12 protein-coding genes and 1 pseudogene are annotated in these 13,774 nt (G+C 68.6%); 2 read left to right on the top strand and 11 right to left on the bottom strand.

All coding sequences use genetic code 11. From position 1 onward, the window contains the following. Positions 1–335: 335 nt before the first annotated feature. Together VF536_RS18465 and VF536_RS18460 are read left to right on the top strand one after the other, a co-directional pair. On the top strand, positions 336–1,061 hold the full coding sequence (locus tag VF536_RS18465; RefSeq protein WP_331616324.1) for a hypothetical protein: 726 nt from the start codon (positions 336–338) through the stop codon (positions 1,059–1,061). Then, the gene (locus VF536_RS18460) at positions 1,061–1,765 is read left to right on the top strand and encodes a hypothetical protein (RefSeq protein WP_331616323.1); all 705 of its coding nucleotides are present in this window, start codon (positions 1,061–1,063) and stop codon (positions 1,763–1,765) included. Before VF536_RS18465 ends, VF536_RS18460 begins: the two co-directional genes overlap by 1 nt. A gap of 185 nt (positions 1,766–1,950) precedes the next feature. Here VF536_RS18460 and VF536_RS18455 read toward each other — a convergent pair whose 3' ends face one another. From VF536_RS18455 to VF536_RS18405, 11 genes and pseudogenes are all read right to left on the bottom strand, one after another. Further along, on the bottom strand, positions 1,951–2,586 hold the full coding sequence (locus VF536_RS18455; RefSeq protein WP_331616322.1) for a PEP-CTERM sorting domain-containing protein: 636 nt from the start codon (positions 2,584–2,586) through the stop codon (positions 1,951–1,953). A gap of 249 nt (positions 2,587–2,835) precedes the next feature. Continuing rightward, on the bottom strand, positions 2,836–5,487 hold the full coding sequence (gene tssH / locus VF536_RS18450) for a type VI secretion system ATPase TssH (RefSeq protein WP_331616320.1): 2,652 nt from the start codon (positions 5,485–5,487) through the stop codon (positions 2,836–2,838). Next, complete coding sequence (gene tssG, locus VF536_RS18445) at positions 5,484–6,743, bottom strand: type VI secretion system baseplate subunit TssG (RefSeq protein ID WP_331616319.1); 1,260 nt, start codon at positions 6,741–6,743, stop codon at positions 5,484–5,486. The genes tssH and tssG overlap by 4 nt, the downstream gene beginning before the upstream one ends. Beyond that, positions 6,740–8,656, bottom strand: coding sequence for a type VI secretion system baseplate subunit TssF (gene tssF, locus VF536_RS18440; RefSeq protein ID WP_331616318.1), 1,917 nt, complete (start codon positions 8,654–8,656; stop codon positions 6,740–6,742). The genes tssG and tssF overlap by 4 nt, the downstream gene beginning before the upstream one ends. Before the next feature lie 9 nt (positions 8,657–8,665). Then, positions 8,666–9,160: a type VI secretion system baseplate subunit TssE gene (tssE, locus tag VF536_RS18435; RefSeq protein WP_331616317.1), complete on the bottom strand. Its 495-nt coding sequence runs from the start codon at positions 9,158–9,160 to the stop codon at positions 8,666–8,668. Between the two features lie 13 nt (positions 9,161–9,173). Next, positions 9,174–9,977, bottom strand: a complete 804-nt coding sequence (locus tag VF536_RS18430; protein ID WP_331616316.1) for a type VI secretion system accessory protein TagJ — start codon at positions 9,975–9,977, stop codon at positions 9,174–9,176. A 57-nt stretch (positions 9,978–10,034) separates the two neighbouring features. Further along, a complete protein-coding gene (locus VF536_RS18425) occupies positions 10,035–10,532 on the bottom strand; it encodes a type VI secretion system tube protein Hcp (protein WP_331616315.1) in 498 nt (165 codons plus the stop codon). Positions 10,533–10,716: 184 nt separating this feature from the next. Further along, the gene (locus tag VF536_RS18420) at positions 10,717–11,196 is read right to left on the bottom strand and encodes an Hcp family type VI secretion system effector (RefSeq protein WP_067271515.1); all 480 of its coding nucleotides are present in this window, start codon (positions 11,194–11,196) and stop codon (positions 10,717–10,719) included. A gap of 233 nt (positions 11,197–11,429) precedes the next feature. Then, positions 11,430–12,929, bottom strand: a complete 1,500-nt coding sequence (gene tssC / locus VF536_RS18415; RefSeq protein ID WP_331616314.1) for a type VI secretion system contractile sheath large subunit — start codon at positions 12,927–12,929, stop codon at positions 11,430–11,432. Positions 12,930–12,980: 51 nt separating this feature from the next. Then, complete coding sequence (gene tssB, locus VF536_RS18410) at positions 12,981–13,490, bottom strand: type VI secretion system contractile sheath small subunit (protein WP_067271509.1); 510 nt, start codon at positions 13,488–13,490, stop codon at positions 12,981–12,983. A gap of 96 nt (positions 13,491–13,586) precedes the next feature. Continuing rightward, a pseudogene (locus tag VF536_RS18405) lies at positions 13,587–13,774 on the bottom strand (type VI secretion system protein TssA); the annotation flags it as partial.

Raw genomic sequence — 13,774 nt, 5'->3', positions numbered from 1 at the left:
AGGCCTGGATGTCCTTGCGCTCGCTCAGCAGCGTCAGCGTGGTGTCTCCGGCGTCGCTCAGACCCTCCCGCGACACACAGGTGTGCACGCGCAGAGTGTCTTCAGGCAAGGCGGTCTTGAGGCGGAAAGGTGAGGCCATGGATCTTGCTGAATCGTCCTGGGCCGCACGGTAGAGGGCGCCTATCGCGCGGGTAAGAGGCGAAGGTCACTTCGGTCGCCTCTCGCCCGCCGGGAAACACTCCGTTGCGAATTCCCGCCCGTCAGAGGCCAAAGTCACTTCGACCCGGCCGCCCGCACCGGTACCGTCGGTCCCTCCGCATTCCGAAGAGGCGACCATGCCTGCAGCACGCATTCCCGGACCCTTGGGCGCCGGGGCCGCCACCCACGAGATCGACGACGGCACGATGATCCGCGCCGCGTCGCCGTTGGTGTCGCCGGTAGGCGCCGCGCCGCGCGCCGAGAAGGCCGCGGCCATCGACGACGACACCCGCGCGCTGGCCGCCGTCGCCTACGGCGAGGGCTCGACCGGCAACGTCTACGAGGAGATGGCCGCCATCGCCAACGTGCTGGTGCGCCAGCAGAAGGCGCGCGGCTTCGCGACGATCAGCGCGTTCATCAAGACGGACAAGACCTTCGCCTTCGCGGCGCATGACGGCAACCAGCGGCACGACAAGCTCAAGAAGGCCACCGCGGAAGAGATCGCCGCCGATGCCGGCATGAACGACGCCGTGCGCGGCGCGCGCAACGCGCTCAGCGCCACGGGCACCGATTACTCGAACGGCGGCTACTTCTGGGACGGCGCCGACATCAAGTCGAACTACGACAAGCACCCCAAGGTCAAGGCCGGCATCCACATCACCGATCCGAAGCACAACATCTACGACATCAAGGACAAGGACGTCCCCGGCGAAGAATGGTGGCGCAGCGCGACCGGCGCCAAGACCAAGCTGCGGGGCAAATGGGATTACAAATACGAGTCCACCGCCGCATACGGCGGGACCATCTTCTGGAAGTACAACGACGACTTCGTGAAGGCCACCAACAACAAGGTGTACGACTGATGCCCGGACTGTCCCGACTGCTGCCGATCGCCGCGACCGCCCTCGCCGGCTCGCTCTTCGCCGCCTGCGCGGCGCATGCCGACGCGGTGGCCCGGAATGCGACCGAGCTGCGCGACCTGCTGCGCGGCACGGCGACGCCGGCGGCACTGGACCCGATCAAGACCGAAGGCTGGTGCGGGCCTCAGGGTTGCTTCGTCGATGTCGGCGAGCTGCGCATCGATCGCGACAAGGGCGGCTTCGCCAAGGCGACGGGCGACAGGCAGATCGTCCTCGTCGAACACAAGGCAATGGGCGGCGATGCCCTGCCGGACCTCGACTGGACCTCGACGGACGCCTACCGCGTGACCGTCCGCGGCCAGCGCTGGGGCACCTGCATGGAGTTCTCGCACACGGGCATCGGCAAGAGCGGCGTGTACCAGCGCTGGACCAGCGTGGTACTGGTGCCGTTCAGCGGCGCGTTGCCGGCGGGCACGGCCCATCGCTTCGTCGGTTACTGGGCTGGATGCGACTCGCTGCAAGCGGCCGCGACGCAGGGTCAGGTCGTGCTACCGATCGTCGAGCGCAATGAGCCGAAGGCGCCGAAGCCCTTGCGGCTCGTGAATCACTCATGCAGCGCCAAGGGCTGCGACGGACAGGTCGATCGCCGCGAGATCGACGGCGATCCCTCTGGCGCAGACGGCGCGCTGTCGATGCGCGCACGCTGACGTCCTCTCGCGGCGTCGCTTGCGACGCGTGCGGTGTGACGCGTGACGCGTGACGCGTGACGCGTCGTCAAGCGTCGCCACGCGCATTCCAAGCCGCCATTGAAAACGCCCGCGAGCGCGGGCGTTCATTCAGCCGCCTGACGGCGGCGCCGTCGGACCAGCGGGTCCGACGATGACTTCGGCAATCAGGCCGACTTGCGACGACGCACGACGCCGACGGCGGCCAGCGCCAGGCCGGCCAGCGCCAGCGATGCGGGTTCCGGCACGGCGTTGCCTTCCAGCGCGAACGCCACGCTCTCGCCGTTGCGCAGGGCCGCGCCTTGCTGGTACAGCACGCCGCCCACATTGCGGTAGCCCCACACCGCCAGACTGGTGTTGTAGAAGCTCGCGTAGTACGTGCCGGCCGCCAGATTCAGGTTGAGCAGATCGTCGGTGGTGGCCGTGCCCTGGCTGTTGCCCAGGTTCGTCGTCGTGAAGTCGCTGGCGCCCAGCGTCTGGCTGAACAGCTGCGTGCCCGGCAGGCCGTTGCCGCCGACGCTCCACACCGAGAACGTCATGCCGTTGTTCCAGTACGGCGCCGGGGTGTAGATGTTGACGCTGAAGCCGGTGATGTCGCTGGCCGAGTTCAGCGTGAACCGGTCGAAGACCTGCAGGCCATTGCTGCAGCCCGAGCACCACGGCGACGTCGCCGAATTGCCGGTCAGGCTGGGCAGCGACTGGAACACGACTTCCGCGGAGGCGGTCATCGGCAGCGCGGCGCAGGCCAGTGCAACGGCGCCCAGGGACAGGCGGGCGGTGGTGATCATCGAGCGGAAGGTCATGGTGTTGTCGTTGGAATGAGGTTTGAACCAACCATCCCTACGCAGCGTCCGTGCCAGCCGCCGAATTCCCAGCCGCGTCAACGACTTATCGCCACCTTGCCCCATGCATCAGTGACAGGCTGTAAAGGAGTTCGACACTTGTTCATGGGACATAGTTCACGAATCGTGGGCATGCCGCTTGAAAAGTCCGACCCCTTTGCCTAGCGGCAAGGCGCTACGCCGCCGGCCGGAAACCATGTCCTGTCGCCCTCAGTCGAACGCGTACGCGAAGTCCCCGTCCTTCACCGCCAGCTCGACCTTGGTGATCGCCTGCCCGTTGGTGACGCGCGTGAGGTACTCGCGGCTGATGCGCGGCAGCACCGTGTTCGTGAGGATCGCGTCGACCACGCGACCGCCGCTCTCCACCTCGTTGCAGCGGCTGATGATCAGCTTGACCACGTCGTCGCCGAAGGTCAGCGGCACGCCCAGGTTCTCACCCACGCGCTTCTGGATGCGGCCCAGCTGCAGACGCACGATCTGGCCGAGCATCTCCTCGCTCAGCGGGTAGTATGGGATCGTGACCAGGCGGCCCAGCAGCGCCGCCGGGAAGATCTTCAGCAACGGCTCGCGCAGCGCCTTGGCGATGCCCTCCGGCTCCGGCATCAGCTCCGGGTCCGCGCACAGCTTCATGATCAGGTCGCTGCCCGCGTTGCTGGTCAGCAGGATGATCGTGTTCTTGAAGTCGATGTGGCGGCCCTCGCCGTCCTCCATCCGGCCCTTGTCGAAGACCTGGAAGAAGAGTTCGTGCACGTCCGGATGGGCCTTCTCGACCTCGTCCAGCAGCACGATGCTGTAGGGCCGGCGACGCACCGCCTCGGTCAGCACACCGCCCTCGCCGTAACCGACGTAGCCCGGGGGCGAGCCCTTGAGCGTCGAGACCGTGTGGGCCTCCTGGAACTCGCTCATGTTGATCGTGATGACGTTCTGCTCGCCGCCGTAGAGCGCCTCGGCCAGCGCGAGCGCGGTCTCGGTCTTGCCCACGCCCGACGTGCCCGCCAGCAGGAACACGCCGATCGGCTTGCTCGGGTTGTCCAGCCCGGCGCGCGAGACCTCGATGCGCTTGGCGATCATCTCCAGCGCATGGCGCTGGCCGACGACGCGCTGGTTCAGCGTGTCCGCCAGCTGCAGCACCGCCTGCACCTCGTTGCGCACCATGCGCCCCACCGGGATGCCGGTCCAGTCCTGCACCACCGCGGCCACCGCCTGTTCGTCGACCTGCGGCAGGATGAGCGGCGCATCGCCTTGCAGCGTCGTCAGCTCGGAACGCAGACCGTGCAGCTCGGTCAGCAGCGTCTCGCGCTCCGCCTCTTCCGGCGCGCCCTCGCCGTCCTTGCGCAGCAGCGCGTGCAGTTCCAGCACGCGGTCGACCATGCCCTTTTCCTTCAGGTGCCGCGCTTCCAGCTCGGCCTTGCGCGTCTGCGCCTCGTCGAGCTGCGTCGCCACGCGCTGCTCGCGCTCCGCGACGTCCATGCCGATCGCGCCTTCGCGACCGATGATCTCGCGCTCGATCTCCAGCGCCTGGATGCGGCGCAGGCAGTCCTCGAGCTCCGCCGGCGTCGCATGCTGGCTCACCGCCACGCGCGCGCAGGCCGTGTCCAGCAGGCTCACCGCCTTGTCCGGCAGCTGACGCGCCGGGATGTATCGGTGGCTCAGGCGCACCGCGGCCTCGATGCCCTCGTCGAGCAGCGCGACACGGTGGTGCTTCTCCAGGATGGACGCCACGCCGCGCAGCATCAGGATCGCCTTGTGTTCGTCGGGCTCGGGCACCTGCACGACCTGGAAGCGCCGCGTCAGCGCGGGATCCTTCTCGATGTGCTTCTTGTACTCGGCCCAGGTGGTCGCCGCGATGGTGCGCAGCTTGCCGCGCGCCAGCGCCGGCTTCAGCAGGTTGGCCGCGTCGCCGGTCCCGGCCGCGCCGCCCGCGCCGATCAGCGTGTGCGCCTCGTCGATGAACAGGATGATGGGCTTAGGCGAGGCCTGCACCTCGTCGATGACCTGGCGCAGGCGGTTCTCGAATTCGCCCTTCATGCTCGCGCCGGCCTGCAGCAGGCCGATGTCGAGCATGTACAGCGACACGTCCTTCAACTGGGGCGGCACGTCGCCCTGCGCCAGGCGCAGCGCGAAGCCTTCCACCACCGCCGTCTTGCCGACGCCCGCTTCACCCGTGAGGATGGGGTTGTTCTGGCGGCGGCGCATCAGGATGTCGACGATCTGGCGGATCTCTTCATCACGGCCGGCGATCGGATCGATCTCGCCGTTGCGCGCGCGCTCGGTCAGGTCGACGGCGTAGCGCTTGAGCGCCTCCTGCTTGCCCATCGCGGCGGGGGCGATGGCACCGCTGGCATCGCCCGGCACGGCGCCCGGCTCGGCGGCACGCATCGCGCGCTCGGGCGAACCTTCGAGGATCTGGTTGAACTTCTCGCCCAGGTCGTCGACGTTGATCTTCTCGAACTGCTTGGAGACCGACAGCAGCACGTTGCGCATCGAGGCCGTCTTCAGCAGCCCCAGCACCAGGTGGCCGGTGCGCACCTGCTGGTCGCCGAACATCAGCGAGCCGTAGACCCAGCCGCGCTCGACGGCGTTCTCGACCCAGCTCGACAGGTCGGTGACCGAGGTCGCGCCGCGCGGCAGCCGGTCCAGCGAGGCCATCAGGTCCGTCGACAGCTGCGCCGCGTCCAGGCCGTAGTGCTTGACGATGCGATGCAGGTCGGAATCGGGCGTGTTGAGGATCTGGTACAGCCAGTGCTGCAGCTCGACGTACGGATTGCCCCGCAGCTTGCAGAACACGGTGGCGCCTTCGATCGCCTTGTAGGCCAGCGGGTTGAGCTTGCCGAAGAGGCTGGTGCGGGCGATTTCAGTCATGACGATGCTCCCTGTGATGCCGGCGGCGTGGCCCGTCCCTTCACCCGCTGATGCGGATGCAGGTGCAGGTCGCCCCGGTCGTGACGATGCGGACGGCCGCCCGAGCGGCCGGTCCAGGAGGTGAAGCCCAGGCGCGCGTTGCCGCTGAGCGCCGCGGCGGGCACCTCGTCGCGGCGCAGCACGGGCTGCAGCTCCCATTGCAGGTTGTGGCCGACGTATTGCCGGATCCAGTCGTTCAGCGGCCGCCACGCGTCGCCGTCGGGCAGGAAGCCCTCGTACTGGCGCAGCGTCAGCGGCCCCAGGACGACGCGGAAACGGTACTGCCGGTCCCAGGCCTTGTTGCCCGCGGAGGTGTTGCGGCCCAGGCGCGGCAGTTCGCTGCCGATGCGCTCGGGGCGCTGGCGCGAAAAGCCCAGCCGCGTGCGTTCGCCGTCCTCGACGGGCAACCAGTGCGGCACGTGCTGCTCGATCCGCACCGCCACCTTGAAGTGCGACGACAGGATCTTGGCCAGCCCTTCCGGATGCTGCGCACGTCCGCCGTGCAGGCCGGCCTGGAACAGGCGGGCCGTCTGCGGCAGCGAGTCGCCGGGCCGTTGCGCGCCGTCCAGTCCGGTCGCCGCGCCCAGCCAGGCCGCGTAGCGGTCCGTCGCCGGCCGGTCGTGCTGCACGGTCGGTTGCGACTGCGCCCAGGCGCGGTAGAAGTGCAGCAGCAGCCGATGATGGAAGACGTCCAGGAAGCGGCTCAGCGTCGGATCGCCGCGCTGGTGCAGCCGCTCGCGGGTGTACTCGGTCAGGTGCAGCGGCATCGGCCCCTGCGGGCCGAGCAGGCCGAAGAAGCGCACCCCCAGCCGCGGCGCGGGGTTCTGGCCGCGGGTCAGGCTCTGCAGCGCCGCCGGCGCGAAGTCGAGCTCGGGCTCCTGGCCCAGCCGGATCGCCTCCTGCGAGGGACGCAGGCCGCGACCCAGCCGCGGCACGTCGGGCGTCAGGCCCTCGATGCGCCGCAGCAGCGCGAAGAAATCATGGGCCCAGGGCGTCGCCTCGACGTCCTCGAAGAGCGCGCGCAAGGCGGCATCGCGCTCGTTGCGTTTCTCGGGCCGGCGCGCGAGCAGCGACTCGGGGGTCGGCGCGTGGCCTGCATCGGGTCCGCCGTCCGTCCCGGCATCGGCGTCCTGCGCGACAGCACCGCCGCCGGATGCGTCGCCAGAGGCGTCGCTGCCGTCGTCGTCGGGGGGCGAACCGGGTCCGGGGATGTTCATCCTCGGGCCCCGTCGCGGTCGTTGCCGCGGTCACCGCGCCCCTCCGCGTCGCCGCCGATGCGCGGCGCCCAGCGCTTCACCAGACCGCGCTGCGTCGTTCGCAGGCTCAGCTGCGTGAAGCTGTTGATCGCCGCATGGCGCGTGAAATAGCGCTCCAGCACGCTCGCGAAGAGGAAGCTGCTGTGGCCCTGGAACGCGTGCTCGTCGAGCTCCAGCGAGATCTCCGCGCCGGTGCCGAAACTCAAGGGGCCGGTGAACGGCAGGCGTCGGACGACCGATCGGGAATCGACGGCGCGCACGCCTTCGACCTGCCGCAGCCAGCCCGCGTCGCCCGGCGGGCCGTACAGCGCCAGCAGGCGTCGCAGCGTCGCCGCCGCCTGCGCGGGCGGCTCGTCGCCCCAGGGCAGTTGCTGCTGCGTCAGCAGGCCGACCAGGCTCCAGCCCGCCTCGCCCGCCGGCTGGCGGTTCACCGGCCGCGTCGGGCCGTGCACCGCGTCGACCTTCAACACCGGTCCCGCCGCGTCCAGCCGCCACACGCCGGCGCCGTTGTGCGGCAGCAGCATCGGCAGGTCGCGGTTGGTGACCAGCGCCGAGACCGACAGCTGGCGGATGTCCTCGCGATACGGCGCATGGCGCGGATCGACCAGCGAAAGGAAGACCTCGTCGCCGATGTAGCCGGTGCGCGGCCCCTGCTCCTTCTGGCGCGAGGACATCAGGCGCGGCTCGCGGCGCGCGGTGTAGAAGCCGGGCGCCTCCGGCGGCGCCTCGTGATAGGTCGCGTACAGCGGCTCGAAACCCTGCTGGCCGAGCGCCCCGGCGCCGTAGCCGGTGACCGACTGCAGGCTGTGGATCTCGTAGTCCATCGGCCGGGTGCGGTCGGGCACGACGTGGTATTCCCAGTTGCCCGTGCCGAGCTGGATCCGGTCCAGCCGCTTGGGGAACAGGTTGATCGCCGGCGTGCAGTGCAGCGAGACGCTGTCGACGTCGACCATCGCCTCGAGCGCGCCGTCGCCGCGGGAGAAGAACAGCACGATCTCGAAGGACGTGCCGTCGATGCGCGCGAGCCGATCGGCCAGCTGATCGATCTCGAGGAACAGGAAACGACGCGGCATCGCCGCGAGTTCCTGCATCAGCCGGCTGCCGGAGAAGCTGCGGTGCGACTCGGGCAGCAGCGCCTCGTCGGGGGCGAAGCCGAGCGGACGGATGCTGGACGCGGGACGCCACTGCACGGGCACGGCGGCGGCGTCGATGCCGTCGCCGGTGACGTAGGTTCCGAGCGGCGCGCCGAGCGCGAGCTCATGCAGGCGGTACGCGACCTCGTCCGGCGCGCTCAGGTACAGCGCGAGCCGGTCCAGTCCCAGCTGCCGCACGGGGATGCCGCCGCCGGTCCTGAGCCTCACCCGGACGCCGCCGCGGCTGCCCGCCGCATCCGGCAGGCGCGAGACCGGCAGGTCCGGCGCGTGGGTGAAGTACTGGACATCGTCCAGCGTCAGCGGCCACAGCGTGACGTCGTGGGCGGTGCGGAACTCGCAACGCGTGTCCTGTCCGCGCGGGATGGCCGACTGCAGCACGCTGCCGCGCGGCACCGGATGGCCCTTGGACAGGTTGGGGTCGGTGGGATCGACGTTCAGCCGCGCGATCATCATCGACGGGATGGGCGCCAGGAAGTTCGGGTAGATCGATTCCAGCAGGTGCGAGATCAGGCGCGGATGTTCCGCGTCCAGCTTGAGCTGGACCCGCGCCGACAGGAAGGCGAAGCCCTCCAGCAGGCGCTCGACGTAGGGGTCGGCGACCTCGGCATCCTCCAGCCCGAGCCGGGCGGCGATCTTCGGGAAGTCGCGCGCGAACTCGGCGCCGACCTCGCGCAGGTGGGCGAGTTCGTCGTTGTACAGGCGCAGCAGGCGCGGATCCATCGCGTGACCTCAACCCTCGCGGACTTCGACCTGGCCCGCCTCGAGGTCCATCTGCGTGCGCAGCAGGATCTCCAGCGGGATCGGCTGCGCCCACAGGTGGCCGCGGATGTCGAACTCGATCACGTTGTGGGTGTCCATGACGCTCTGCGTCTCGATCGCGCGGACCTCCAGCGAATCCGGCAGGATGCGCGGCTCGAAGCGCAGGATGGCCTGGCGGATCTGCTTCTCCAGCAGATGCACGTCGATGCGCGAGGCCAGTTGCCCCGACAGCGCCGGCAGCCCGAAGTTCAGCACGCTGTCGCCCACATGCCCGTAGGGATCGCATTCCTTGCCCATCGGCTGGATCGCGTTGAACAGCCAGCCCAGGTCGCGCAGCACCGCCTGGCGCAGCTGCGACTTGGTCATGACGCGGCGTTCCTCCGCCTCGACGCGATGGAAGGGGTCGTCGTCGGTCAACCGGTCCAGCAGGGCCGGTTGCAGGCGGTCGCGGTGGATCTGGCTCATGAGCGCGTCGCGCTCATGGCTGGCGCAGTTCGATCAGGCGCGCGTCGAGCAGGCCCGTCTCGCCCTGGTCGGTCATCAGCACGCGCTGGCCGACGCCGGCGTACTGGTCGTCCTGCGATCCCGGCAGCGGCTGCCATTCGGTGCGGCGCGCCATCCAGACGCGCTCGTCGTCGAACGCCACGCTGCCTGGATACCGCGTCGGGATCAGCGCGACGGAGCCGCCGCCGTTGGGGAATTCGAGGTGCGCCGCGGACCACACGAGATCGCGCAGGTCGGTCGGCGCCTCGATGTGGATCTCCTTGATCGCGGAGAACGGCACCCAGCAGTAGCGGCCGTTGATCACGGCCTCCAGCACCGGACCGATGCGCGAGTCGCCGTCGCAGATCCAGTCGAAGGCCTGGCCGTCGATGGATCCGGGCGTCGCGGGCGCGGCCTCCAGCGCCTGGGCGCGCAGCTGGCGTGCGCCGGCGACGTCGCCGTCATGCTCGAGCTTGAGCGAGTGCACCAGGTTCGCCACCCATTCAGCCGGCTCGCCCATCACCATCGGCGTGGTGCGGCCCTCGAAGACCGCCTCGCGCACCAGCTCGCATTTCAGCGCCTCGCGGTAGGTATTGACCATCGCGAGCGTGCCCGCGTCGAGTTCGCCGCAGACTTCCAGCTGCGCCGCCGCCCGCGCCCACTGGCCGGTCACCGCCAGCAGCTGGAACAGCAGGGTGCGCAGCTTCGCGTCCTGCGGACGCTGACGGACTTCCGCCTGCGCCGCGGCCAGCGCCTCGGTCGGGCGACCCGCCGCCAGCAGTTCCTGCACTGCGCTCATTCAAGACTCCCGTGGAATTCAATGCGCCGGCGGGCCCGCGGGCGCGCCGGAAGGACCTCAGGTGAGGTCGTCGTCGAAGGTGTGCGTGCCGCCCATCGCGCCCTTGGCGTTCTGGGTGCGGTACTCGATGTTGACCTTCTGGAAGCTCATCGAGATGCGCTCCACCGGCGCGCCGGTCTCGTCGCACTCGATGTCGTAGGACGCGATGCGCGCCTTCTCCAGCGTCAGGCAGAAGTAGTCCTCCTGCGCGCCGCCGGCCTTGCGCAAGTAGAGCTTGGAGCTCTTGACCTCGTCGTTGGTCGCGACCGCGCTCATCAGCGCGGTGCTGGCGCTGTCGAGGCCCTTGGTGATCGTCAGCTGGCGGTAGCTGCGGCGACCGGTCTGCTGACCGGCCACGGCATCGCCCGCGGCGCCCACGCCCCAGCTGAAGCCGCGCACGACGATGTCGTTGGCGTGGCCCTGCGAGGTGGACTCGCCCTTGACCTTGCCCGCGCGCTTGAGCGACAGGTCCAGGTACATGTCGGCGCTGCTCGCGCCGCTGGTCAACGGATTCATCTTTCGCTCCGGCATGGACAACGGATGACGGCACCTGCTGGCACCGACGGCACCCGACGACGTCGTTCGTCGTCGTACCGTCATTCGTTGTCCGAGCGCGGCGCGCCGGACCGGAGTCCGTCGCGCCGCGGGGATCGTCGAAGGCGAAGCGCTGGCGCGAAGCCGGCGCGTCGCCATCAACACATCAACGCGTTTCGGTCGTGGCCACGTTCCAGCCGAACTTGACCGCGCCGCCCAGGCCGCCCTTGGCGTCTTGGGCCTTGTACTCGAACTCGATGTCGGCGTAGGACACCGACACGCTTTCGCTGATCTCGCCGCCGGCCGAAGCGGACGGGGAGACGGCGGTCACGAGGACTTGCTTCAGGGTGACCTTCAGGAAGTCCTGCTGGCCTTCACCGGCCTTGCGGCAGGTCAGCACGGCCTGGTCGAAATGCTTGCCCGAAGCGCAGGCCTTGGCCAGCACCGGGGACGCCTTGTCGTAGTAATGCGCGAACACGAACTGGCCAGGAACGCCCTTGCCCTTGCCCGAACCGGTACCGGCGGCGGCGGTGCTTTCCTGACGCACGTCCCACGACCAGGCCAGCAGGTCGATCTCGCCCTTGTGGTCCTTGTGGGTGGATTCGCCTTCGACTCCGGCGAACTTCAGATTGGCGTCGATCGTCATGGTCGGTTTCTCCTAGATGAACTCTGTGAAAACGGTCTCCGCCTCGACGCTGACCGCGACGGAGACCAGGGATTTCGGACCTTGGAAGGTCCGGATGGCGGGGTGCCTCGAAAGTTCAGAACGCGCCCTTCGAAGGCGCTCCCTTCAACACGTCGCGCGTCGTTGCGCGCGATTCTCAAATGCTTGTGATCCCGGCGATGACCGCCTCGCAGCCATCGCCTTCTGTCTTGCGCTTACTTGCCCTTCTGCGACGGCAGCGTCGAGACCAGACGCAGCGACACGGTCAGGCCTTCGAGCTGGTAATGCGGACGCAGGAAGAATTTCGACGAGTAGTAGCCGGGGTTGCCGGGAATCTCCTCGACGACCACTTCCGCGGACGCCAGCGGCTTCTGCGACTTCGTCGTCTCCGACGAGTTCGCCGGATCGCCGTCGACGTAGTTCATGATCCACTTGTTGAGCCACTTCTCCATGTCGCCGCGTTCCTTGAACGAGCCCACCTTGTCGCGCACGATGCACTTCAGGTAATGCGCGAAGCGGTTGCAGGCGAACAGGTAAGGCAGGCGCGCGGCCAGGTTGGCGTTGGCGGTGGCGTCCGGGTCGTCGTACTCGGCGGGCTTCTGCAGCGACTGGGCGCCGATGAACGCGGCGAAGTCCGAGTTCTTGCGGTGCACCAGCGGCATGAAGCCGTTCTTGGCCAGTTCGGCCTCGCGGCGGTCGCTGATCGCGATCTCCGTCGGGCACTTCATGGCCACGCCGCCCTCGTCGGTCGGGAAGGTGTGGGCCGGCAGGCCCTCGACCGCGCCGCCCGCTTCCACGCCGCGGATGCGGGTGCACCAGCCGTAGGTCTTGAACGAGCGGTTGATGTTGGTCGCCATCGCGTAGGCCGAGTTGGCCCACGTGTACTTGGCGTGTTCGCCGCCGCCGGTCTCTTCCTCGAAGTTGAATTCCTCGACCGGATTCGTCTTCGAGCCGTAGGGCAGGCGCGCCAGGAAACGCGGCATGGCCAGACCGATGTAGCGCGCGTCGTCGGACTCGCGCAGCGACTTCCACGCGGCGTACTCGGGCGTGCTGAAGATCTTGGTCAGGTCGCGCGGATTGGCGAGTTCCTGCCACGAGCCCATCTGCATCAGCGACGGGTTCACGGCCGCGATGAAGGGCGAGTGAGCGGCGGCCGAGACCTTGGCGATCTCGCCCAGCAGCTCGACGTCCGGCGGGCTGTGGTCGAAGTAGTAGTCGCCGACGATGGCGCCGAAGGGCTCGCCGCCGAACTGGCCGAATTCCTCTTCATACACGCGCTTGAAGATCGGGCTCTGGTCCCAGGCCGTGCCCTTGTAGCGCTTGAGCGTCTTGCCGAGGTCGTTCTTCGAGATGCTCATCACGCGGATCTTGAGCTGCTCGTCGGTCTCGGTGTTGTTGACCAGGTAGTGCAGGCCGCGCCAGGCCGATTCCAGCTGCTGGAGTTCGGCGTGGTGCAGGATCGCGTTGACCTGCTCGGACAGCTTCTTGTCGATCTCGGCGATCATGGCCTCGATCGAGACGATGACGTCGCTGCCGATCAGCGTGGTCTGCGACAGGGCCTGCTGGGCCAGCGTCAGCACCGCCTGCTCGACGGCGGACTTGGCCTCGTCGGTCTTGGGCTTGAATTCCTTGTTCAGCAGCGAGGCGAACTCGCCGCCTTCGTACTCGATGCCCTGCAGTGAAGGCGCTGATTGCGCGAGGGTCTCATCGGCCATGGTGCGTGCTCCGTGGGGTCCGTCGGTTTCTGGATGACTGGGGCGCCGCGCTTACTGCGCGCCGCCGTCGGCCGGCTTCTGGGCCGTGGCCAGGGACTTCAGCAGCGCCTCGTCCTTGACGACCTTGGCGATCAGCTGCTCGGCGCCGGCCTTGCCGTCCATGTAGGTGATCAGGTTGGCGAGCTGCTGGCGCGCCTCGAGCAGCTGCTTGAGGCCGTCGACCTTGCGCGCGACCGCGGCCGGCGAGAAGTCGTCCATCGACTCGAAGGTCAGGTCGACCATCAGGTTGCCTTCGCCGGTCAGCGTGTTGGGCACGGCGAACGAGACGCGCGGCTTCATGGCCTTCATGCGGGCGTCGAAGTTGTCGACGTCGAAGTCCAGGAACTTGCGGTCCGACACCGGCGGCAGCGGCTCGGTGGGCTTGCCCGACAGGTCCGACAGCACGCCCATCACGAAGGGCAGCTGCACCTTCTTCTCGGCGCCGTAGAGCTCGACGTCGTACTCGATCTGCACGCGCGGGGCGCGATTCCTGGCGATGAACTTCTGGCTGCTGGTGGCCATGGGGTGCTCCTTGAAGCGGGGATCGGGTGAAAGGTGGAAGCCTGAAAAGCGACGTCGGTCTGGGTGTCGGTAACGGTGTCGGGCGGGTGTCGGTCGCTACTCGCTGGTCGTGCCGGCGAGCTTCTCGATCTCGTGCACGCCCTCGGGGTTGAGGTCGCGCATGATCTCCAGGAAGCTCTTGCTCATCAGCCGCTGCGCGCGGCGGATCAACAGCGGCGCGGGATTGCTGGGCTCGTGGCGTTCGATCCAGTCGCAGACGCGTTGCAGCGCGCGCACGGCGTCGT

The organism is Roseateles sp. (assembly GCF_036486225.1).
Lineage (GTDB): Bacteria > Pseudomonadota > Gammaproteobacteria > Burkholderiales > Burkholderiaceae_C > Roseateles.
Note: the sequence above shows the minus strand (reverse complement) of the source record. Positions and strands in the feature narration are given on the sequence as shown.

Bases quoted from the DNA above. Each gene is read 5' to 3' on its own strand.
- VF536_RS18430 (WP_331616316.1), bottom strand. From the start codon at position 9,977: ATGAGCGCAGTGCAGGAACTGCTGGCGGCGGGTCGCCCGACCGAGGCG.
- VF536_RS18465 (WP_331616324.1), top strand. From the start codon at position 336: ATGCCTGCAGCACGCATTCCCGGACCCTTGGGCGCCGGGGCCGCCACC.
- tssH (WP_331616320.1), bottom strand. From the start codon at position 5,487: ATGACTGAAATCGCCCGCACCAGCCTCTTCGGCAAGCTCAACCCGCTG.
- VF536_RS18455 (WP_331616322.1), bottom strand. From the start codon at position 2,586: ATGACCTTCCGCTCGATGATCACCACCGCCCGCCTGTCCCTGGGCGCC.
- tssC (WP_331616314.1), bottom strand. From the start codon at position 12,929: ATGGCCGATGAGACCCTCGCGCAATCAGCGCCTTCACTGCAGGGCATC.
- VF536_RS18425 (WP_331616315.1), bottom strand. From the start codon at position 10,532: ATGAATCCGTTGACCAGCGGCGCGAGCAGCGCCGACATGTACCTGGAC.
- tssF (WP_331616318.1), bottom strand. From the start codon at position 8,656: ATGGATCCGCGCCTGCTGCGCCTGTACAACGACGAACTCGCCCACCTG.
- tssB (WP_067271509.1), bottom strand. From the start codon at position 13,490: ATGGCCACCAGCAGCCAGAAGTTCATCGCCAGGAATCGCGCCCCGCGC.
- VF536_RS18460 (WP_331616323.1), top strand. From the start codon at position 1,061: ATGCCCGGACTGTCCCGACTGCTGCCGATCGCCGCGACCGCCCTCGCC.
- tssG (WP_331616319.1), bottom strand. From the start codon at position 6,743: ATGAACATCCCCGGACCCGGTTCGCCCCCCGACGACGACGGCAGCGAC.
- tssE (WP_331616317.1), bottom strand. From the start codon at position 9,160: ATGAGCCAGATCCACCGCGACCGCCTGCAACCGGCCCTGCTGGACCGG.
- VF536_RS18420 (WP_067271515.1), bottom strand. From the start codon at position 11,196: ATGACGATCGACGCCAATCTGAAGTTCGCCGGAGTCGAAGGCGAATCC.